Consider the following 22,122-nt stretch of genomic DNA (forward strand, 5'->3'; position numbering starts at 1 on the left):
CGTTACCGCTCGACTTGCATGTGTTAAGCCTGCCGCCAGCGTTCAATCTGAGCCATGATCAAACTCTTCAATTCAAGTTCAATCGCTCAATGAATTTCTGACTATAATTTTGAAACTCCAAAAGTTTCATTATGAATTTACTATCAGCACTCATTAAGACTTTAGTTTATTTTTTTCGTCTCACTGAAACTCAGTAAGACTTCACCAATGTCTTGCACAAGTGCCCACACAGATTGTCTGATATATTGTTAAAGAACAAAAATCCTTGCCTTTATTTTGCAAGGCTATTTCAACTTTTAAAAAGTGAAATGGTCGGCGAGATAGGATTTGAACCTACGACCCACTGGTCCCAAACCAGTTGCGCTACCAAGCTGCGCTACTCGCCGATTGTTACTTCTTAGCATAACTGACAAGAAGTAAATGGGGTGGCTAATGGGACTTGAACCCACGACAACCGGAATCACAATCCGGGGCTCTACCAACTGAGCTATAGCCACCATTGATGTTGACAAGCGTTAGCTGAATCAAATGCGAACGCATGGCGCGCTCGACAGGATTCGAACCTGAGACCTTTGGCTCCGGAGGCCAACGCTCTATCCAACTGAGCTACGAGCGCACATCGCATCGTTGCGGGGCGCATATTAAGTGTTTCTGAATAACTTGTCTAGTGCTTTTTCGTTTTTTTTTCTCGCCTGCTGTTAAAATATGCAAATTGGCGATTATTTCCTAATTTTCTGTTTATTTTGCCTGCGCAATCATAATTTATTCGTCAAATAATAATACGCATATTTCAGCAGATTCACTTGTCTACGCCAACGTGTCGGTTGGCTTAATAAACGGTACAACCACTCTAAATTGGCTTTTTGCCAGATTAATGGCGCACGTTTAACTCTTCCGGTAAAAACATCATAAGTGCCACCAACGCCCATATATAATGCTTGCGGATACGCCTGTTGGCACGCCTGCATAAACCGCTCTTGCTTTGGTGATCCCATTGCGACCGTGATAATTTTCGCACCACTGGCTTTAATTTTTTCGATTAATTCTGCTTGCTGCTCTGCTTTAAAATAGCCGTCTTGCGATCCGACTAAATTCACCTGCCATTGTGCTTTTAATTTTTGTTCGGTTTCTGCCAACACGGCCGGCTGCCCGCCAACCAGAAATACCGGTGTCTGCAATTTTCCCGCCTTTTCCATCAAGGCATACCACAAATCACAGCCAGCCACCCGTTGCAAAGTGCGGTATTGCGGGTATTTTTTCTGAATGGATTTAACAATACTCATGCCGTCCGCATATTTAAATTCGGCATTCAGCAGCAGTTGCTTAATTTCCGGTTGTTTTTCAGCCGTGATAATTTTTTCTGCATTAATTGCAATTAATTTGCCTTGCTGCACGCCGTTTTCATGTAACAAAAAATCTAAAAAGGTGGTTTGATCTTTAACGGCTAAAATATCGATACTACGGATAGTTACTTTTTCCATTATTTTTCTACTCTCAAGATTTGATTAATTTTATTTGTACACTACCGGTTTGTCGAAACAGTAATACAATCACTTTTGCCAACAAGACCGCAATGATAAAAATTAAGGCAAAGAACACAAAACGCGACACAAAGGCATCAATTCCTTCCCTGACTAAGACGATAATATTAAAGATATTGGCGAAGCAATAAGCTTGAATCAAGGCACCATTACTCCGCTGAAGTGCGGTTTTGCCGTATTGGTAAAAATAATCCATCGCCTTCAACAACCAGCCACACAACAGTGCGCCCAACACCATCAACGGTACGCCCCCCATAATTAAAAATGATCCGAGCAGCGTTGGCGAAATCGCCAGCCCGGCGTAGTAATTCAGCACTTCCCAGGTAAAATAGTTGGCGGAATTAACCACTAAATCCGGACGATTTTCCCATAATCCTTTAGGAATAAAGACATAAAAATCACGGATAATCGGCGCCAATCCTTGGAATTCAATCTTTTGGTAATACGAGAACAGCAGTGCCAGATTTTCCCATGGCGAAAAGGTGTCGCGGGTTAAATACAAAAAGGTATAAAACGCCTCACTACCACTGACATCCAAACCGTAACGTGCCAATGCTAATCCGAACATCGCTACAATCGCTACCCCACCGGCAATCGCCAACGTCATGATTGAAATATAATTTTTGCTGATGCCGATGAAGAAGAAAATGGCCACTGCCAGCGCAATATTGGCACGGGTTCCACCCACCAATAAATAGGTCAACACACCGAAACTCACGCCAAACAATAAAAACAACAGCCAGTTTAGCTTGCTTGGTTTCAAGAAATAGAAAATCAACAGCGCCGGTAAAAAGAAGTAGAAAAAGCGTTTAAGTGCGGTTCCGCTGACGCTTTGTGAGAAAATTTGGCTGTAGCTGTCGAGTTTGAACAACAGAAAGCCGTTAAAACTGAAAAACAGACCGATGGTCACCAATGCCACCAAAAGTAATATCACGCCGGTGATAATCGCTTCTGAAGCGGAATATTGGCGAGCAGTTGCGACAGCGACAGTTACTGGTTGAATTTTACCCGGTAACAACCGCACTTGATATGCCACATAATACAGCAGATAAAATATCAGCGCTGAAAATTGAGTTATAAACAGGATCTCAAACGGCAGCAACGGCACATTGAAACCGAATGCCAGCACCATGCTGAACGGAAAGCCTAAATAAAACGTCAGTAAATAAACCAAAGTGAATAATAGATGAAAAGAAAACCGCACTTTTTTGAATGATTGATAGGCTAAATAGCCAATCAAGATCACTGAAAAAGTGTAAAGCAGCACCAAAATGCTGAGTTGAGCTAAGGTTAACATAGTTGATCTCTTATTTCTGTGCCAATTTTTGCAACAGTTCCAGCCAGCCTTGAACAAAGTTCGGTGCGAAAAAATCAATTCGGCTTTTATCCAATTGTGCCAACCGCACTTTAGCGCGATTTAAGCTTTCCTGACTAACCTCCGCCAACTCGACAAACGGGATTTGCTGTTGTTGCATATCTAAACAAAACGGATTTTCTCGATTCAGCACCAACGGAATATTGAATTGCGTTAATAAACAAATCGTGCCTATTCCCTGCTGCCGAGAAAAAATAAAATAGCCGACATCACATTGCACCAGCATGGATAAATAATCTTGAAAATCAATCCGTTGCTCAAACACCGTGACTGCACTTGCAGCAAATAACTCAGCAGCTTGTTTTTTGACGGTATTGATATACCCTTGATTATGCTCCGGATAGCCCATTGGGATCAAAATCTGCACTTGATCGCCCAATTGTGCCTTAATACCTTGCAGTGCTTCTAGATGGCGGTTGGATTGATCGCCGGAATTGCCCAACAAAATCGTCAACGGACGATCGCTAACCGCACTGGCTAAAGGCGGTTTTAAACTCGGATCCATTTTTGTCGGAAAATACAGTACTGTTTGTTCTGCATTGGGGTTAATTTGGTTGAATCGTTGCAAATCACCGACGGTCGCAAACACATGGCATAATTTTTTCTGTGCCATACGCCGCAGCGGATAAAACAGTTTGAATTGCAGTTTGTTGGAATCTTCATACAAATCTGCCCCCCAAATATGCCAACCAATGCGATCCAGCGGTAATTTATTGCATAATATCGCCAGCCACAACGCAACATTGAACTGTCCATGCAGCAGATAGAAAGTATCTGAGCGTTGTTTAACTTCTTTAAGCAAGAAATCAGCCAGCGCTTTTTTGCCGGCAAAACGTTTCACTTCCGGCGGATCATTTTCACTGCTGCCGCCGACAATATAAAATGCCGCACGTGCTTGCGGTGGAATCCGTTCCCATAATTGTTCACGGAAAAACGCCATCACGGTTTGGTTATGGTGAGGAATATTCGAGCCCAAAATATGGCAAATTCTCATAAGTGGTCCTTACTGCGGTGTTGGTGGATGGTCGGCTCTTTTTAAGTAAAGTGCAAAGCCGATAGCACACAGCATAAAATAACTGAAATAAGTGATCAAATACGACTGGGTTGCACCGACTGCGCCATTGAGCGGGATCAGCCAATAAGACGTGCCCAATAATAGAATAAACTGGCTAATTTCTGCCAAGACATACAGTTTTAATGCCGCTTTCGCGACGATCAGATAACCGAATACATACGCCGATACTTTAAACACATCGCCCAATAGTTGCCAGATAAACAGATTCTCCATAGGCAAAAACTGCTCAGAAAACAGAATCCGAATCACCAGCTCCCGCAACAGATAGATTGCTAGGCTAACCAACAACACCGTCGGCAGCACAAATTTTAATGCTTTGCCCACTTCGAGCCGAATTTGACGAGGATCGTTTAATTTGGCAAACGTCGGCAACAAATATACCGAAAATGCAGCGGTGATGAATTGCAAATAAGCATCCGAAATCTTGCTGACACCTTGCCATAACCCAACATCGTGCAGGCTATAAAATTCCAGCAGTCGATCACGCATTACAATATAAGCCACCGGCAACGTAATCGCAGTGATCAACACCATACCGGAAAATTTGAGCAATTTTTGCGCTTGTTGAGACTCAAACTGCGGTTTGAATAATCTCAATGAAAATGACTTCTTGAGAACAACGATCGCAGGCAAAAACGTGAGCGCCGGAATCAGTGCCAAACCAATTAGCGCCCCTTGATAGCCCAAATAATACTGCGCCAGTAAAAACAGCAGCATACCTAACAGCGAGCCGATGATGATACTGAGTGCATTGGCTTTAGCATTACGTTGTCCACGCAAGATCGCCAGAAGATAGTTGCTGAGGGCAATGCCGAATTGCAGCACCGCCAGCACGCGAATCACGGTTTGATAGCCGTTTTCGGCAAATAGAAAATCTGCAATCGGTACAGCGAGGCCAAACAGTAAAATGCCGACCAGTGCGGAAAACAGCACAATAATCAATGAGGAGGTGGCTAACACCGATTGTAACTGCGTGGGGTTTTGTTCATATTCCGCCACATATTTGGTCACACCGTTGAAAATTCCCCCTCCGGCAAACACGCCAAGCACGGTCAACAATGTCATGTAGTTAGCCGCACGCCCAACACCTTCGGTGCCAAACGCCACGGCCAGCAACTTGACGACCAGCAAGCCGACAAGAATTTTTACCAACGTGGACGAAGCTGTCCAGATAGTCGTACTTCCAAGTGATTTTTTCATAGATACACTACCGCACTTTATCAGGGCTTAATACAGCACCAAGTGCGGTCACACTTATGCTTGCAAATACGCTGTCACAACCGAAATCACTTTTGCCACTTCACTGTCCGTCATATTATAAAACAGCGGCAAACGCACCAAGCGCTCACTTTCTCGAGTGGTAAATTGATCTTCCCCGTCAAATCGCCCAAATTTCTCACCTGCCGGACTGGAATGCAACGGCACATAGTGGAACACGCTCATAATCTCTGCCGCTTTCAGGGCATCAATAAACGAAGTTCGGTCAACCACGTCATTCAGTTTCAGGTAGAACATATGCGCATTGTGCTGACAATCTTGCGGAATCGACGGCAGCTCAACACGCTGGTCGGCAAACGATTGAAACGCTTGGTAATATTGCTGCCAGATGGCTAACCGACGTTGATTGATCGACTCTGCGGCTTCCAGTTGCGCATACAGATATGCCGCTTGCAGATCCGACATCAAGAAGCTCGATCCCATATCGCGCCAGGTATATTTATCCACTTGGTCACGGAAGAATTGGCTGCGGTTAGTCCCTTTTTCGCGGATAATCTCTGCACGTTCGATCAAACTCACCTCATTGACTAAGGTTGCGCCGCCTTCACCACCGGCAGTGTAATTTTTGGTTTCGTGAAAGCTGTAACAACCAATATGCCCAATTGTGCCTAACGCTTTGCCTTTATAAGTCGCCATCACGCCCTGCGCTGCATCTTCGATGACCCACAGCTTATATTGCTCGGCAATCGCCATAATGGTATCCATTTCACAGGCTACCCCGGCATAATGCACCGGTACAATCGCTTTGGTTTTTGGCGTGATCGCAGCTTCAATCTTGCTTTCGTCCAAATTCATGGTGTCTGGTCGCACATCAACAAACACAATTTTTGCACCACGCAACACGAACGCATTGGCGGTGGAAACAAACGTGTAGCTCGGCATAATCACTTCATCACCCGGCTGAATATCAATCAGCAGCGCCGCCATTTCTAACGAAGCGGTGCATGACGGGGTCAACAACACTTTTTTGGCGTTGAACTGCTGTTGCTGCCACTGTTCTGCTAATTTAGTAAACGGACCGTCGCCACTGAGTTTGCCCGTGGTCAACGCTTTAGCGATTTGCTGCTGTTCGGTGCCGACAACCGGCGGTTTGTTAAATGGAATCATAATCTATCCTTTGCTGCTTATAATGCTTATTCGTTTATTAGGGGCAGTTGATATTTGTTTATCATTTGAGCTATAAACGCTTTTTTGAATGATAAAACCAATAGCTGATCTGTTCGAGCCGCGCCTGTTTTTGGTAGAGGTTAATCGCTTGGCAGTTATTGGCTTGGGTGGCAATCCAAAGCTGTTGCTTTTGCTGCTGCAAACACCAGTTGACCGCACTTTGCAATAATTGCTTGGCAATGCCACGCCCTCTAGCCTGCTCGGCAACCGCCAACAAACCCACTCTGGCTTGGGTTGAGTCAATCGCGCGCAAGCTAATCGCCCCCTGAATTTCATTGTGCTGATTTTTCAGCAACAAACACAGATCATCAAATTGCGCCAACACCGCTTTACGAATCCAAGTGCGGTAAAAACGGCTGTTTTGCTCAGCGCTGAACCATGGCTGACGAAAACGGCTGCTTAAAAATGCACTGCCGAAAATCGCTTCCAATTGCTCAATGTCATCGATAGCGGCGATGCTGAAACCTGAGTCGCTTTGCATTCCCTGATTTAATGGCAAGCAGAAATCCAACTCGCCTTCGACAAATTCAAAGCCTAAGTTTTGCAATTGGTGTATCTGCGACAATTGATCGGCGTGCAGTTTGCATTGCACCAGATCAAAATCGTGCCAAACCGTACTTTCTTGATTAAATTCAGGCTTGTTAAATTCAGGCGAAAGTGCGGTCTGCGCTGGCAAAAATTGCAATTTTGCAATCTGTTGCCCGAAAAATTCACTTTCCCACTGATTGCTGATCAGCTCAAAACCGCACTTTGCCATGTTGCTTAGCCTCTCCAAATTCCACGGGTATCAATCACCCATTGCTGCTGAATTTGTTGCGGCGCAACCGCTTTAAATTGTTTATGATCAACCAATAACACCAAAATATCGGCTTCGGTTAAGGCTTGATCCAATTCAGTTAATTGTACCTTTTGTTGTAGTTGCGCCGATAATTTTTCAATATTCGGCTCTACCGCCAACACTTTGCCCACATGCCATTCGGCCAATTCTGCGGTAATTTCCACTGCCGGACTTTCGCGCAAATCGTCGATATCCGGTTTGAATGCCAAACCCAAACAGGCAATGGTGATCTCTGACGCCTTACAATCACGTTGGGTTACGGCTTCAGCCAGCGCCTGTTTAACCTGTTCGATCACCCAGTGCGGTTTATAGTCGTTGACTTCACGAGCAGTGCGGATCAACCTTGCCTGCTCCGGACTTTGTGCCACGATAAACCATGGATCCACTGCAATGCAGTGCCCGCCGACGCCGGCACCCGGCTGCAAAATATTCACACGCGGGTGACGATTCGCCAGCTTAATCAGTTCCCAAACACTGATTTTCAAATGATCGCAGATCAGCGACAGTTCGTTGGCAAACGCAATATTGACATCACGGAAGCTGTTTTCGGTCAGTTTGCACATTTCCGCAGTACGCGCGTTAGTTACAATGCATTCACCTTTGACGAATAATTGGTACAAACGTGCTGCTTGCTCGGCGCAAGCTGGCGATAACCCACCGATCACACGATCATTAGAGAATAACTCTTGCATGATTTTGCCCGGCAGCACACGCTCTGGACAATATGCCAGTTTAATATCTGCTTGGTCGCCAACTTGCGACGGAAAGCTCAAATCCGGACGTAATTCCATCAACCACTGTTCTACCTGTTCAGTGGCACCAACCGGTGAAGTGGATTCCAGCACCACCAAATTGCCTTTCTGCAACACCGGCGCAATATTTTTTGTCGCTGATTCGACATAACTCAAATCCGGCTGATAATGATCTTTAAACGGGGTTGGCACGGCAATTAAAAATGCATCTGCCGGCAACACTTTAGTACTGGCGGTTAACAGGCCTTGTTCAACCGCACTTTTCACGGCCACATCTAAATCAGGTTCAACAATATGAATTTTGCCTTGATTGATGGTGTCCACCGCATAGCGGTTCAGATCCACGCCCAACACCCGCTTGCCGCTGCTGGCAAATGCGGTCGCCGTCGGCAAGCCGATGTAACCCAAGCCGATAACCGAAATTGTATTAAATTCTGTACTCATAACCTTTTACTCTAACTGGCTGTTATGCCAAAAATTGTTTAATGGCGGTAATGATTCTTTCGCAAGCCTTACCGTCGCCATAAGGATTATTGGCTTTTGCCATGCTTTGATAGTGCAACGGCTCTTTCAATAATCGCTCAACTTCTATGATAATCCGTTGCGGATCAGTGCCAACCAAGCGTACTGTCCCAGCTTGTACCGCTTCAGGGCGCTCGGTGGTCTCACGCATCACCAGCACTGGTTTACCCAGTGACGGCGCTTCTTCCTGAATCCCACCCGAGTCGGTCAAGATCAGGTAGGCACAGTTCATTAAATAGACAAACGGCAGATAGTCCTGCGGTTCTATCAAAAATACATTGTTCATGCCCGATAACCAGCGTTCGACCGGCTCGCGCACATTCGGATTCATATGCACCGGATAAACCACCTGAATGTCAGCATGATTTTTTGCCAAACTGGCAATGCTTTGACAAATGCGTTCAAAACCGGCGCCAAAACTTTCACGGCGGTGTCCGGTGACTAACACCAATTTTTTCTGGGGATCCAAAAACGGGTAGCACTGTGCTAATTGTGTTGAAAGTGCGGTATCCGCTGCCAATTTCTGTTTGACCCACAACAACGCATCAATCACGGTATTCCCGGTGACCACAATACTGTCGCTCGGTTTGTTTTCCTGTAACAGATTCTGCTGCGAACTCAACGTCGGCGCAAAATGGTAACTGGCAATCGCACCGGTCAGACAACGGTTGCCCTCCTCCGGCCATGGCGAATAGATATTGCCGGTACGCAAGCCTGCTTCAACATGCCCCACTTTAATCTGTTGGTAATAACACGCCAAACTGGTGGCAAATGTGGTCGTGGTGTCGCCGTGTACCAGCACCAAATCCGGTTTAAATTCGCTTAATACCGGCTTCAACTCCTGCAAGATGCGCACACTGATATCGGTCAGATCCTGCCCGGCTTTCATGATATTCAGGTCATAGTCTGGTACCAGTTCAAACAGGTTCAGCACTTGATCCAACATTTGACGGTGTTGTGCGGTGACACACACTTTCGCTTCAATTTGTGGATCATCCGCTAACGCTTGTGCCAACGGCGCCATTTTAATCGCTTCCGGACGGGTGCCGAAAACCGTTAATATTTTGAATTTTTTCATATTAAAAATCTTCACCTATTTGTTACTGGCGGCATATTGCCTTAACGCCAAAATAATCGCTAGCGCAGAACCTAACAATAGTGCAGCAAAAGCCGCTGCCAAGATCCACAACATTGCGTTCGGACTGCTCGGAGATAGCGGCTGTGCCGGCGTTTTCAAGTAGTGAAAAGCACTGAATTGATTATCCAACGGCTGCACCGACGTCATCATCGCTAATTTACTCTGCCAAACCGAAGCCGGCACAATATTGCCTCGTTGATCCTGTTCCAGCTTGTTGCTGACTGCCAAGTTGACTTGATCAAACAGGGTTTTCCATTGACTGATCAAACGGGTATATTCAGTCTGACGAGTCGTGATATTGGCGTATGTCACAAATGCCGTCAACAACTCTGCCGCCTGCTTAGGATTATTCAAGGTCAGTTCAATTTTATCATTGCTGTTATTGCGCGCATTGCCTTCGACAAAATTGACACTGGTGATTAGGCTTTCCAACAAACCGTCGTCATGGTTTTTATCACCATTCATCATCTGCTTATAATAATCTGTGCTGAGCCAGAAGTTTTTCAAAACATCATAAGATTTAACCTGTTGGACAAACTGTTGATAAACCGATTGCGGCAGGGTCAGCGGTTCAGCATTGACTGCATTACCACTTAGCGTTTGCTGCGGTTGCACCGCACTTGAGTCAGCCGAAATCAAGTTGTACATATTGTACAACGCATAATAATTGCCCAATTCATTTTCTCGTGGGGCTTCAATATAGGCTTCTGCACGCCAAGAGGGTTTTACAACAAAAGCAGTTACAACATAGGCTAGTGCAGCTGCTGCCCCCATTAATAGCAGAATTAACCAGCTTTTGCGCCAAAGAATAGTGACAAATGCAAGCAGATCAAGCTGTTCTATTTGTTGAGACTGTTGCGGCGCATGTTGCCGAGATGGATTATATTCCGACATAAAAAAATCCTTTTTTATGGTAAGCGTTATGGTTTCAAATGTGTCTTTTTATAACGTGATGCACGGCGACGCATCCGTTTAATCAAGCGGGTGACGCGCCAAGCTCGGGCGATGGAGTAATAATAAATAAAAAACAGTAGGATAAACAGGGCAAACATAATCCATTCGTCAATATAATAGATTTCCCCCAAAATACCAAAACCGGCAAACAACGCAGCAACGAAAGTAATCAAAAACAGTGCTTGGCGTGAGCTTAAACCGGCACGCATCATAAGATGGTGCAAATGCAGGCGATCGGGACGAAACGGACTTTTCCCTTGACGCAAACGGCGAAAAATCACCGCCACCATATCAATCAATGGAATCGCAATCACCCAAAGTGCGGTCACCGGATTAATCGGATGCCCGCTGCCCTGAGTGCTGAGCAACAAAATCCAAATCACTGTAAAACCAATTAAGGTGCTGCCGGAATCGCCCATAAACACTTTGTTTTTTACACCAAATGCGCCCAAATTGAACAGCGCATACGGCAAAATAACCAAAATAAGAGCCAAACACCACACCGCTAAATTGATCTGCCCGTCGAGCAACATCAACAAGGCCACTGCACCGAAGGTCACACTGGACAAACCGCCAAGCAAGCCATCGATGCCATCAATCATGTTAAACGCATTGATCACCGCCAAAGTAATCAACACCGTGACCACAAACGAGAGTGAGCCCAATTGCAGTTGGAATGGGCCGATAATCTGCCCCAGCGAAGCCAATTCAAGATGGGCATAGTGAATCATCATGCCGGCAAGGATAATCTGAATCACCGCCCTTAAAAACGGGCTGATGTCGAACCGATCGTCAAATACCCCGACCACCAGCAACACCGTAACACAGAACAGATAAAGATAAGGAAAGCGCATCTCATTCCATTGCAGCAGATAAAAGCTGAGATTACCAATAAATAGTGCGATACCGCCGATCAGCGGAATCGCCCCTTGATGGCGTTTGCGGTAATTAGGTTTATCGACCAAGCCGACTTTTTGTGCTAAAGGACGAATAAAAACGAGAACGCTAAATGAAACGATAAAAGGCAGTAATAATGATAGCCACATATAAAACTTCATTTTCCTGAATTAGGAGTTATAGGATACGGTCTTCATGACCATCTCTAACCAACAGCAATGCTACTATAATTGCGCTATTTTTGCTGTTCTAAATTGCGCAAGAATAGCATAAAGATAAATTCAGTCGAGAATCTTTTTTTATTTCTACATAAAAAAGGGCAATTTAAAGTACAATAACCTACTCAAATCCGTTATCTGATTAAATAGGAATCACATTGATGAACCATTCTGAACAATTATTTCAACAAGCACAACAGCGCATTCCCGGCGGTGTCAACTCGCCAGTGCGCGCCTTTAAAGGCGTTGGCGGCACACCGTTATTTATCGAGAAAGCTGACGGTGCCTATATTTATGACAGCGACGGGCAACAATATATCGATTATGTCGGCTCATGGGGCCCGATGATTCTAGGGCATAACCACCCCGCCATTCGCAATGCCGTGATCGAAACCGCACAAAAAGGCTTGAGTTTTGGTGCACCGACCGCACTTGAGATCGAACTGGCAGAGTTGGTTTGCCAATTGATTCCGTCGATTGAGATGGTGCGCATGGTCAGCTCCGGCACCGAAGCCACCATGTCCGCCATTCGCTTAGCACGCGGCTACACCCAACGCGATAAAATCATCAAATTTGAAGGCTGTTATCACGGCCATGCCGATGCGTTGCTGGTGAAAGCCGGTTCTGGCGCCTTAACCTTAGGGCAACCGAGCTCGCCCGGCGTGCCTGCTGATTTCACCAAACACACCCACGTCTGCCAATATAACGATTTGGATTCGGTTAAACAGGCATTTGCGCAATATCCGAACGAGATTGCTTGTATTATCGTGGAACCTGTTGCCGGCAATATGAACTGCGTACCACCGAAAGACGGCTTTTTGCAAGGACTACGCCAGCTGTGCGATCAATACGGTGCATTACTGATTATCGACGAAGTGATGACTGGCTTCCGTGTCGCATTAGGCGGTGCACAAGCGCATTATAATGTGAAACCTGATCTTACCTGTTTAGGCAAAGTGATCGGCGGCGGTATGCCGGTCGGCGCCTTCGGTGGCAAAAAAGCGATTATGCAACACCTCGCCCCCATCGGCCCGGTTTACCAAGCCGGCACGCTCTCCGGCAATCCGATTGCGATGGCAGCAGGGCTGGCTTGTCTCACCGAACTCTCCAAGTGCGGTAACGAGCAAAAATTAGCCGATTTAACCCACCGGCTTGCCGAAGGCTTAAAACAGCGCGCCGCCAAATACCATATCCCATTAGTGGTTAATTATGTTGGCGGGATGTTCGGTATCTACTTTACTGAACAACCTGAAGTCACCCGTTATCAACAAGTGATGGCATGCGACAGCGAACGCTTCAAACAGTTCTTTCACGCCATGCTGGAAAAAGGTATTTACCTCGCACCATCAGCCTTCGAAGCAGGTTTTATGTCACTGGCACACAGTGAAGCGGATATCGAAAAAACACTAGATGCCGCCGAAGCCTGCTTTGCACAGTGGAATTAATCATAGTTTGAGCAAATAGCCTTTTTAATTCCTCAACAGTTCGGCTATTTAATGAAAGGATTGAGTTCAGTATTGCATCGGGCTCAATCCTTTTAATTTAGAGCAAAAGCCATTCGTGCAGATACTCAATATCACCCAAATACAGCAAAAGCAGCTAATAAATCACCGACAACTTGCTTCCTTGATTTTATACCGCAAACTATCACAAATTAAACGCAAGAAAAAAGCCAGTAAATGTTGATTTTACTGGCTTTATTTAACTTTTTCGTTAGACTGCGAAAAGCTACGAAATAGATTTTGGTGCCTTGGGCGGGATTTGAACCCGCACATCCTATGGACACTACCCCCTCAAGATAGCGTGTCTACCAATTCCACCACCAAGGCGTTTAACTATTATTGAGGAATATCACTGTTCGGTTTGGTTGACGGTACATCCAACGCCGGAGCGGTGGTATTTTGCTGCAAACTTTGCGCTTCGTTGCTCAGATCATCAAAAGTACCTTGTGGCGCTTGGCGATGAGTGTTGATATTGCCAATAACCAACGCAATTACAAAAAACAAAATCGCAAAAATCGCAGTGGTGCGCGATAAAAAGTTGGCTGAGCCTGCTGCGCCAAAGATAGTGCCTGAAGCGCCAGATCCGAAAGAAGCCCCCATATCTGCGCCTTTGCCTTGCTGCAACAGGATAAAGCCGATTAACACAATCGATACCACAATATAGGCGATAATTAAAATTTCGTACATAATTCTCTACACTTGAGCTATAGCCCTGTCGATGACAAAGCAAAAATAATTAAATTTAACTTGTGCATACTAGCGAAAGGCTGAAAGCTGTGCAAGTTTATTTTTGGAAATCGTTTTTAACTGATTCAATTTCAATCAACCGTGCGATAAAAAATCAATTGTTTTTTTACAATCTCAATAAAACCGCACTTTACCGTACCGTTTTAATTATTCGCTCCTTGTATCGCCAACAACACCCGTTTATCCGAAATCGGATATGCAGTACCAAGTTGTTGTGCGAACAGGCTGACCCGCAGTTCTTCAATCATATAACGGATTTCTAAAATTTCATCGTTTATCGGTTGTGATTTCGGCAGTTTTGCCAACAATTGCTGATAGGCTTGGCTGACGGCTTCGACTCTTAGCATATTGGCACGATCACGGTTGACATCTTGCAGCAGTTTATCCAGCCGTTTATCAATCGCTTGCAAATAGCGCAGCAGATCCGGCAGCCGTTTAACACCGTTGCGCTGCACAAAGCCCGGATGAATCAGTCCCGCCAATTGCGCTTTAATATCCGACAGCGCAAATGCCATGGTGAAATCCATTTTGCCTTTCAAACGCTTGTTGATTTCAAAAGTCAGGGTTAAAATTTGCTCAACCTGTTTGGCGATTTCCACCGTGGTTTCATTCAAGTTTTCACGCACATTATCGCGTAAACGCTGAAACTCCGCCTCTTGCCACACTATGCCGCCAAAATCTTGCACCAATTTATCGACCGCCGCGGCGATACAGTCGTCGATCAACTCCAATACACGCCCGAATGGGGTGAAATACAAGCCCAGTTTGGATTTGTTCGGCAGTTTTTCATGCAGATATTTAATCGGTGACGGTACGTTCAATAACAATAAACGGCGTAGTCCCTGCTGCATCGAACGCTGCTGTTCAAATTCAGTTTCAAACAGTTTGATCCCGACCGAATCCTGCTCGTCAACCAGTGCCGGATAAGCTTTCACGCTGTAGCCACGCTTTTTCTGCTGGTAAAAGTGCGGTAGTGTATCGAAATTCCAGATATGAATGCCGCTCTGTTCAATCCCGTCGTCCGCCACCGCCGATAAGGTTTGCTGCACCTGATCTTTCAGCTCAAATTTCAGCTGATCCAAATCAGTACTTTCCCGTACTTTGCGACCATTGTCGTCAATCACCCGAAACGTGATCTTCAAGTGCGGTTCCAGTTGCGCCGCCTGCCATAATTCCAGGTCAACCGTCACGCCGGTCATGCGACGCAGTTCGTATTGCAGGCTTTCCAACAATGGTTTTGCCAACGGTTCGGCACGCCCCAAAAACGCCTCGGCATAGTTCGGCGCCGGCACAAAATTACGCCGCACCGCTTTCGGCAACGCTTTAATCAGACTGATCACCAATTCGCGCCGCAAGCCGGGAATCTGCCAATCAAAACCTTGCGGTTCAATCTGATTCAGCAACGCTAATGGAATATGCACCGTCACCCCGTCGGCTTCGCTGCCCGGCTCAAACTGGTAACTGAGTTTGAGTTTTAAATTGCCCTGCTGCCAAAAATTCGGGAAATCCAACTGGCTGACAGTTTGCGCATCTTCATTGGTGAGAAACGATTTTTCAAAATTCAGCAGTTCCGGATCACGCTGCTGTGTTTTTTTCCACCAGCTGTCAAAATGTTTTTGTGACACCACCTCTTGCCCGACCCGTTGATCGTAAAATTCAAACAGTTGCCGCTCATCAACCAAAATATCACGGCGACGGCTTTTGTGTTCCAGCTCTTCGATTTCGCGAATCAAGCGTAGATTCTGGTGAAAAAATTTATGTTTGGTGTTCCAATTGCCCTCGACCAATGCCGCTTGAATAAAGATTTCGCGGCTCTCTTGTGGATCAATGTTGCCGTAGTTGAGCGGGCGATTAGTCACAATCGGAATGCCGTACAACACCACTTTTTCATTGGCGATCACCGCACCTTTGCTTTTTTCCCAATGCGGTTCGGCATAACTGGATTTGGTCAAATGTCCGGCCAGCGGTTCGATCCATTCCGGCTCGATCTTCGCCAGCATTCGTCCCCACAATTTTGAGGTTTCCACCAATTCGGACGCTATTAACCATTTCGGATTTTTCTTAAACAGCACCGAATTAGGGAATACGGCAAAATGGGTGTTGCGTGCGCCAAGATACTGCTGCTTTTCCGCCTCTTTCAGCCCGATATGCGATAGCAAACCGGTCAACAACGCACGGTGAATCGAAGCATAATCCGCTTCAGTTGAATTGATATGCAGCCCCATTTCACGCACGCTCAAGCGCAGTTGATGATAAATATCCTGCCACTCGCGAATGCGTAAATAGTTCAGATAATCGGTTTTACATAAGCGACGGAACTGATTGTTACTCAAAGCTTTCTGTTGTTCTTGCAAATAATTCCACAAATTGATAAACGCTAAGAAATCCGATTGTTCATCGGCAAAACGGCGGTGTTTTTCATCGGCCGCCTGCTGTTTTTCTTGCGGGCGTTCGCGCGGATCTTGGATTGACAATGCCGCCACGATAATCATCACTTCACGCAAACAACCGAATTTTGCCGCACTCAACACCATTTTCGCCAAGCGCGGATCGACCGGCAACGCCGCCAACTGCTTACCGTCGGCAGTCAATTGCCGCTGTTCGCCTTTTTTGCTTTTGACCACAGCAAAAGCTTGCAGCTCTTCCAGCAGTTTGATCCCGTCTTGAATATAACGGCGATCCGGCGCATCGACAAACGGGAAAGATTCAATATCGTCCAGCCCAAGTGCGGTCATTTGCAAGATGACCGAAGCAAGATTGGTACGCAAAATTTCCGGATCGGTAAATTCAGGGCGGGCATTGAAATCCTCTTCGGAATACAGCCGAATACAAATCCCTTCGGATACCCGACCACAGCGCCCTTTGCGCTGGTTGGCGGAAGCCTGCGAAATCGCTTCAATCGGCAGCCGCTGCACCTTAGTGCGGTAGCTGTAACGCGAAATTCGTGCGGTGCCGGGGTCAATAACATATTTAATGCCCGGCACCGTGAGTGAGGTTTCCGCCACGTTGGTCGCCAACACAATCCGATTCAATCCGCTCGGACGGAAAATCCGGTTCTGCTCCTGTGCCGATAAACGGGCATACAGCGGCAGGATTTCCGTATGGCGCAACGGCTGTTTTTGCAACGCATCGGCGGTATCGCGAATTTCTCGCTCGCCACTGAGGAAAATCAAAATATCACCGCGCCCTTCTGCTTGCAGCTCGTCCACCGCATTTAAAATGCCTTGAATCTGATCTTGATCTTCCTCCTCGACCAACGGGCGATAACGCACTTCCACCGGATAGGTGCGCCCGGAGACTTCGATAATCGGCGCATTGTTAAAATGTTTGGAAAAACGCTCCACATCAATGGTCGCCGAGGTGATAATCAGTTTTAAATCCGGCCGTTTCGGCAACAGCTGTTTCAGATAACCGAGAATAAAATCGTTGTTCAAACTGCGTTCGTGAGCTTCGTCGATAATCAAGGTATCGTATTGATTCAGATAACGATCGGTTTGAATCTCCGCCAGCAGAATCCCGTCGGTCATCAATTTGACCCGGCTGTTGTCGCTGACTTGATCGCTGAACCGCACTTTGTAACCGACTAACTCGCCCAGCTCGCTTTTCAGCTCTTCGGCAATCCGTGCTGCTACCGCCCGTGCCGCAATCCGCCGTGGTTGAGTATGCCCGATCATGCCCTTTGTGCCTAAGCCCAACTCCAGACACATTTTCGGCAACTGAGTGGTTTTGCCCGAACCGGTTTCCCCGGCGATCACCACCACTTGGTGTTCGGCAATGGTTTTTAAAATTTCAGCACGGCGTTGGCTGACCGGCAACGCTTGCGGATATTCGATCGAAAGTGCGGTCTGGCGCTGCGCCAACCGCACTTTCGCCGCCACAATCGCCTGCTCGATCTCGGCAGCTACCGCACTTTGTGCCTGTTCATTTTTGATATTGCCCAAGCCGTAAATCCGTGAGCTCAAACGGCGTTTATCCGTCAACATCAGCTCACCCAACGTATCAAGCAAGTTTTTTTGTAGCAGAGTTAAGGCAGGTTTCTGCCGCTTAAAGTGCGGTTTTTTGTTTTTTGGGTTTTGCAAAATGGTTCTCTATCTTAATTTTCTTCATTATAAAAAAAGCCAAAATCAAATTATAGATAACCCTCAATATTGCGTTTGCATTGTAGGGGCGGATTAACTATCCGCCCGAACCGCACTTTGCATTTTTCTGTTGTTAATTAAATGCTTATACCGTACTTCGCAAACGGGCGGATAGTTAATCCGCCCCTACTTTATTGAATTAGTTATCTGTATTTTGTTCCATATTATCCTCTATCTAGGCTAATCACCTAATACAAACCGCTCCCGCAAGCGATGCAACTCGTCACGCACGGCGGCGGCTTGTTCAAACTCCAGATTTTGCGCATGTTGGTACATTTGTTGTTCCAGTTTTTTGACCTGTTGTTCAAACTCTTTGGCCGTTTTCGGTTGGTAAACCGCACTGGGTTCTGCCACTTTTTGTCGTTTTTGCTTACCGCGCGATTTATTGTTTGTCCCTTGCCCGATGTCAAGCAATTCGCCGACTTTTTTGTTTAGCGCTTGTGGCACGATGCCGTATTTTTGGTTGTGGGCAAGCTGTTTTTCACGGCGACGATTGGTTTCGCCCATCGCTTTTTCCATCGAATTGGTGATCCGATCCGCATACAAAATCGCTTTACCGTTCAAGTTTCGTGCTGCGCGGCCGATGGTTTGGATCAACGAACGTTCGGAACGCAAAAAGCCCTCTTTATCGGCATCTAAAATCGCCACCAGCGACACTTCCGGAATATCCAGCCCCTCACGCAACAAGTTGATGCCGACCAGCACATCAAACTCACCCAAACGCAGATCGCGGATAATTTCGACCCGTTCAACAGTATCAATATCCGAATGCAGATAGCGCACCCGCACACCGTGCTCTTCCAGATAATCGGTCAGATCTTCCGCCATGCGCTTGGTCAACGTCGTCACCAACACCCGCTCGTTTTGGTCGCTACGCAAGCGGATTTCCGAGAGCAGATCATCGACTTGGGTGGCAACAGGGCGCACTTCCAAAATCGGATCCAGTAAGCCGGTGGGACGCACCACCTGATCGATCAGCTCGCCACCGGATTTTTCCAATTCATACGGGCCGGGCGTAGCGGAAACATAAATCGTTTGCGGTGCCAGCCGTTCAAATTCTTCAAAACGTAATGGACGGTTGTCCAACGCCGACGGCAGGCGGAAACCGTATTCCACCAGTGTTTCTTTGCGCGAACGGTCGCCACGGTACATGCCGCCGATTTGCGGCACGGTGACGTGTGATTCATCGATAATCAGCAAACCGTCACTCGGAATATAATCAAACAAGGTCGGCGGCGGTTCACCCTCGCCTCGCCCCGAGAGATAACGCGAGTAGTTTTCAATGCCGGAGCAATAACCCAGCTCATTCATCATCTCAATATCAAACTGCGTGCGTTGAGTAACACGCTGTTCTTCAAGTAATTTATTGTTTTCCAACAGATATTGACGCCGCTCCGCCAGCTCAATTTTAATTTTCTCAATCGCATCTAAAATCCGTTCACGCGGCGTGACATAGTGGGTTTTCGGATACACCGTATAACGCGGCACGGCGCCGAAATTGTGCCCGGTGAGCGGATCAAACAGGCTCAAGCGTTCCACTTCTTCATCAAACAGTTCAATTCGCAGCGCCACATCGTCTGATTCGGCCGGGAAAACATCGATGATTTCGCCGCGCACCCGAAAAGTACCACGCTGAAAGGCTTGATCATTGCGAGTATATTGCAGCTCGGCAAGTTTGGATAAAATTTGGCGTTGATCGATAATCGTACCGCTTTGTAGGTGCAGCATCATTTTCAGATAAGAATCTGGATCGCCCAAACCGTAAATCGCCGAAACCGAAGCGACTACAATCGTGTCACGTCGTTCCAAAAACGACTTGGTCGCCGACAACCGCATCTGTTCGATTTGATCATTAATCGAGGCGTCTTTTTCGATAAAAGTATCACTCGCCGGCACATAGGCTTCCGGCTGATAATAATCATAGTAAGAAACAAAATACTCGACCGCATTTTCCGGAAAAAACTCCTTCATCTCGGCGTACAGCTGCGCGGCGAGGGTTTTATTCGGCGCCAGCAGCATTGCCGGGCGGTTCAGTTGTGCGATCACATTGGCAATGGTAAACGTTTTGCCCGATCCGGTCACGCCTAACAAGGTCTGGTGCGCCAAACCGTCCTGTAGCCCTTCGATTAACTTGTCAATCGCCTGCGGCTGATCGCCGGACGGTTTGAAATCAGAATGCAGTTTGAACGGTTTACTGCTTTTACCATTCGCTAAAGAGGCGACTGTCGACATAATTAAAAATCACTATAGTATGCTAGGGTCTGCTATTTTAACACACTTCAAAAGCAAATTTTAAAATGAATATCCGATTCGTACGGTAATCCCCCCTACACTGCCTATCAAACTGATAGTTCAACTAAACTTTCTATTTTTTTCGACAAAAAACAATTATCAAAAATTGACTTTTTGCACAGTCTATAATCTGTCAAGGGGCAAACTTCAAATTTTCAGAAAAAATAATAGAAAAAAGACTAGATTTTTTATATCTTATTGATAAATAAAATAATGTTATTTTATAACCAAATCAAAAGCCGAGCCCGCAAAGTCGCATATTTCCTGTGTTTTGCCACATTCAGCAAAAAATAATCCACAATGTTATCCACAGGCTGTGTGGATAGAAAAAACCGTCTAGATTCCTAACGTTTTTTTGTTATCTCTCTCTTGACAAGCGAATTTCAACTCAGTATTATGCGCCCCTCAATTCGGCATTGTCTGTCGAAAAACGAACAATTCCTCCTTAGTTCAGTCGGTAGAACGGCGGACTGTTAATCCGTATGTCGCTGGTTCAAGTCCAGCAGGAGGAGCCAATTTTCTCTGTTGGTGAGCTTTTATTTGTCTCCTTTTGTAAACGCTTTTTGTAAGCCAACAGTGTTTAGCCCATAGCCGTTATTGGTTACGGGCTTTATTTTTATCTGGAGTTTACCCCCTTATGCTGCTTGCTTGTTGTGCCATCATCGTCGGTTTAATCTTATTGGTCTGGAGTGCCGACAAATTTGTCGACGGTGCCAGCGAAACCGCACAATATTTCGGCATGCCTAAATTGTTAATTGGGATGTTAGTGATCGGCTTCGGCACCTCTGCACCGGAAATCGTGGTATCGGTCACTTCTGCTATCCAAGGCAACCCCGGTATTGCGCTCGGCAACGCTTACGGCTCGAACATTGCCAATATTGCTTTGATTTTAGGGGTTACTGCCTTGATTAGCCCGGTGTTGGTCGCACCGTCAATTCTCAAAAAAGAGCTGCCACTGTTACTTGCCGTCACACTGGCCTCCGCCGGATTGTTATTCGATCGTGATATCAGCCGTTTTGATAGCATCATCATTTTGTTGATGTTCGCCATCTTTATGTTTGTCAGCATTCGTGACGGCTTAAAAGTGAAAAGTGCGGTTCGGGAGCAAGATGCTGGTGAGAATCAAGCTAACATCAGCATCGGCAAAGCCATTGGGCTGTTACTATTTGGTTTAATTGTACTGGTATTGAGCTCACAGCTGTTGGTTTGGGGTGCAGTGAGCATCGCCAACCATTTTGGGGTCAGCCAACTGGTGATCGGTCTTACTATTGTTGCCGTTGGCACTTCGCTGCCTGAATTAGCCTCTTCAATTGCCGCCGCTCGCAAAAACCAACACGATTTGGCACTGGGCAATATTATCGGCTCAAATCTATTTAATACCCTTGCCGTGGTCGGTTTAGCCGGTACGATCCACCCGTTGCAAGCCGATCATGAAATAATAACCCGTGATATGCCGGTGATGTTATTCCTGACCGCGATTCTCTTTATCTTTGGCTATCGTTATCAAAATCCAAACGGTTATATCAAACGCTGGGCAGGGCTGATTTTATTGTTGTGTTATGTTGCCTATAACGGTGCTATTTTTCTACAAATTGCCAACTGAGTTGGCTGCTGTCCAATTTTTTAGCCAAAGTGCGGTCAGGCGTTCAATCTGACCGCACTTTGTGTTTCTGCCATAGCACCCACA

The 22,122-nt window shown here is 46.2% G+C and carries 15 protein-coding genes, 5 tRNA genes and 1 rRNA gene; 3 read left to right on the top strand and 18 right to left on the bottom strand.

Going from position 1 to position 22,122, the window contains the following annotated elements; translation table 11 throughout:
• From EDC16_RS00005 to wecA, 14 genes are all read right to left on the bottom strand, one after another.
• Window positions 1-74: ribosomal RNA gene (locus EDC16_RS00005) — 16S ribosomal RNA — on the bottom strand; the annotation flags it as partial.
• A 235-nt stretch (window positions 75-309) separates the two neighbouring features.
• Window positions 310-386, bottom strand: a tRNA-Pro gene (locus EDC16_RS00010).
• Between the two features lie 35 nt (window positions 387-421).
• Window positions 422-497, bottom strand: a tRNA-His gene (locus tag EDC16_RS00015).
• 42 nt (window positions 498-539) lie between these two features.
• A tRNA-Arg gene (locus EDC16_RS00020) sits at window positions 540-616 on the bottom strand.
• Between the two features lie 139 nt (window positions 617-755).
• Entirely contained in the window at window positions 756-1,484 is a 729-nt protein-coding gene (wecG, locus tag EDC16_RS00025) for a lipopolysaccharide N-acetylmannosaminouronosyltransferase (RefSeq protein WP_132964144.1), read from the bottom strand.
• A gap of 10 nt (window positions 1,485-1,494) precedes the next feature.
• The gene (gene wzyE, locus EDC16_RS00030; protein ID WP_132964146.1) at window positions 1,495-2,838 is read right to left on the bottom strand and encodes an ECA oligosaccharide polymerase; all 1,344 of its coding nucleotides are present in this window, start codon (window positions 2,836-2,838) and stop codon (window positions 1,495-1,497) included.
• 10 nt (window positions 2,839-2,848) lie between these two features.
• Window positions 2,849-3,910 carry a TDP-N-acetylfucosamine:lipid II N-acetylfucosaminyltransferase family protein gene (locus EDC16_RS00035; RefSeq protein ID WP_132964148.1) on the bottom strand — a complete coding sequence of 354 codons (1,062 nt, stop codon included), beginning with the start codon at window positions 3,908-3,910 and terminating at the stop codon, window positions 2,849-2,851.
• Window positions 3,911-3,919: 9 nt separating this feature from the next.
• Window positions 3,920-5,191 (bottom strand): lipid III flippase WzxE, encoded by a 1,272-nt coding sequence (gene wzxE, locus EDC16_RS00040; protein ID WP_132964149.1) that lies wholly within the window; start codon window positions 5,189-5,191, stop codon window positions 3,920-3,922.
• Window positions 5,192-5,245: 54 nt separating this feature from the next.
• Window positions 5,246-6,379 carry a dTDP-4-amino-4,6-dideoxygalactose transaminase gene (rffA, locus tag EDC16_RS00045; protein ID WP_208857762.1) on the bottom strand — a complete coding sequence of 378 codons (1,134 nt, stop codon included), beginning with the start codon at window positions 6,377-6,379 and terminating at the stop codon, window positions 5,246-5,248.
• A 67-nt stretch (window positions 6,380-6,446) separates the two neighbouring features.
• Entirely contained in the window at window positions 6,447-7,193 is a 747-nt protein-coding gene (gene rffC, locus EDC16_RS00050; protein ID WP_132964153.1) for a dTDP-4-amino-4,6-dideoxy-D-galactose acyltransferase, read from the bottom strand.
• 5 nt (window positions 7,194-7,198) lie between these two features.
• Window positions 7,199-8,470, bottom strand: coding sequence for a UDP-N-acetyl-D-mannosamine dehydrogenase (gene wecC / locus EDC16_RS00055; RefSeq protein WP_132964155.1), 1,272 nt, complete (start codon window positions 8,468-8,470; stop codon window positions 7,199-7,201).
• A gap of 22 nt (window positions 8,471-8,492) precedes the next feature.
• On the bottom strand, window positions 8,493-9,626 hold the full coding sequence (wecB, locus tag EDC16_RS00060; protein ID WP_132964157.1) for a non-hydrolyzing UDP-N-acetylglucosamine 2-epimerase: 1,134 nt from the start codon (window positions 9,624-9,626) through the stop codon (window positions 8,493-8,495).
• A 15-nt stretch (window positions 9,627-9,641) separates the two neighbouring features.
• Entirely contained in the window at window positions 9,642-10,580 is a 939-nt protein-coding gene (locus EDC16_RS00065; RefSeq protein WP_132964159.1) for a Wzz/FepE/Etk N-terminal domain-containing protein, read from the bottom strand.
• Window positions 10,581-10,606: 26 nt separating this feature from the next.
• Window positions 10,607-11,686 (bottom strand): UDP-N-acetylglucosamine--undecaprenyl-phosphate N-acetylglucosaminephosphotransferase, encoded by a 1,080-nt coding sequence (gene wecA / locus EDC16_RS00070; RefSeq protein WP_132964161.1) that lies wholly within the window; start codon window positions 11,684-11,686, stop codon window positions 10,607-10,609.
• A gap of 230 nt (window positions 11,687-11,916) precedes the next feature.
• On the opposite strand from wecA, the gene hemL reads away from it, so the two are divergent.
• A complete protein-coding gene (hemL, locus tag EDC16_RS00075; protein WP_132964163.1) occupies window positions 11,917-13,200 on the top strand; it encodes a glutamate-1-semialdehyde 2,1-aminomutase in 1,284 nt (427 codons plus the stop codon).
• A gap of 298 nt (window positions 13,201-13,498) precedes the next feature.
• On the opposite strand, the gene EDC16_RS00080 is transcribed toward hemL, so the two are convergent.
• From EDC16_RS00080 to uvrB, 4 genes are all read right to left on the bottom strand, one after another.
• Window positions 13,499-13,584, bottom strand: a tRNA-Leu gene (locus EDC16_RS00080).
• 9 nt (window positions 13,585-13,593) lie between these two features.
• Window positions 13,594-13,944, bottom strand: a complete 351-nt coding sequence (gene secG / locus EDC16_RS00085) for a preprotein translocase subunit SecG (protein ID WP_132964165.1) — start codon at window positions 13,942-13,944, stop codon at window positions 13,594-13,596.
• A gap of 203 nt (window positions 13,945-14,147) precedes the next feature.
• On the bottom strand, window positions 14,148-18,026 hold the full coding sequence (gene hrpA, locus EDC16_RS00090; protein ID WP_255296796.1) for an ATP-dependent RNA helicase HrpA: 3,879 nt from the start codon (window positions 18,024-18,026) through the stop codon (window positions 14,148-14,150).
• Between the two features lie 297 nt (window positions 18,027-18,323).
• Window positions 18,324-20,375 (bottom strand): excinuclease ABC subunit UvrB, encoded by a 2,052-nt coding sequence (gene uvrB, locus EDC16_RS00095; protein ID WP_132964169.1) that lies wholly within the window; start codon window positions 20,373-20,375, stop codon window positions 18,324-18,326.
• Between the two features lie 499 nt (window positions 20,376-20,874).
• Here uvrB and EDC16_RS00100 point away from each other — a divergent pair.
• A tRNA-Asn gene (locus EDC16_RS00100) sits at window positions 20,875-20,950 on the top strand.
• Window positions 20,951-21,072: 122 nt separating this feature from the next.
• Window positions 21,073-22,038 carry a calcium/sodium antiporter gene (locus EDC16_RS00105; protein WP_132964171.1) on the top strand — a complete coding sequence of 322 codons (966 nt, stop codon included), beginning with the start codon at window positions 21,073-21,075 and terminating at the stop codon, window positions 22,036-22,038.
• The last annotated feature ends 84 nt before the right edge of the window (window positions 22,039-22,122 follow it).

Source organism: Testudinibacter aquarius (assembly GCF_004342725.1).
GTDB classification, from domain to species: domain Bacteria; phylum Pseudomonadota; class Gammaproteobacteria; order Enterobacterales; family Pasteurellaceae; genus Chelonobacter; species Chelonobacter aquarius.

What these genes read in the sequence shown, in the direction of transcription:
- wzyE (WP_132964146.1), bottom strand. Translation starts at nt 2,838, where the DNA reads ATGTTAACCTTAGCTCAACTCAGCATTTTGGTGCTGCTTTACACTTTT.
- EDC16_RS00035 (WP_132964148.1), bottom strand. Translation starts at nt 3,910, where the DNA reads ATGAGAATTTGCCATATTTTGGGCTCGAATATTCCTCACCATAACCAA.
- wzxE (WP_132964149.1), bottom strand. Translation starts at nt 5,191, where the DNA reads ATGAAAAAATCACTTGGAAGTACGACTATCTGGACAGCTTCGTCCACG.
- rffC (WP_132964153.1), bottom strand. Translation starts at nt 7,193, where the DNA reads ATGGCAAAGTGCGGTTTTGAGCTGATCAGCAATCAGTGGGAAAGTGAA.
- wecC (WP_132964155.1), bottom strand. Translation starts at nt 8,470, where the DNA reads ATGAGTACAGAATTTAATACAATTTCGGTTATCGGCTTGGGTTACATC.
- wecB (WP_132964157.1), bottom strand. Translation starts at nt 9,626, where the DNA reads ATGAAAAAATTCAAAATATTAACGGTTTTCGGCACCCGTCCGGAAGCG.
- EDC16_RS00065 (WP_132964159.1), bottom strand. Translation starts at nt 10,580, where the DNA reads ATGTCGGAATATAATCCATCTCGGCAACATGCGCCGCAACAGTCTCAA.
- wecA (WP_132964161.1), bottom strand. Translation starts at nt 11,686, where the DNA reads ATGTGGCTATCATTATTACTGCCTTTTATCGTTTCATTTAGCGTTCTC.
- hemL (WP_132964163.1), top strand. Translation starts at nt 11,917, where the DNA reads ATGAACCATTCTGAACAATTATTTCAACAAGCACAACAGCGCATTCCC.
- secG (WP_132964165.1), bottom strand. Translation starts at nt 13,944, where the DNA reads ATGTACGAAATTTTAATTATCGCCTATATTGTGGTATCGATTGTGTTA.
- uvrB (WP_132964169.1), bottom strand. Translation starts at nt 20,375, where the DNA reads ATGTCGACAGTCGCCTCTTTAGCGAATGGTAAAAGCAGTAAACCGTTC.
- EDC16_RS00105 (WP_132964171.1), top strand. Translation starts at nt 21,073, where the DNA reads ATGCTGCTTGCTTGTTGTGCCATCATCGTCGGTTTAATCTTATTGGTC.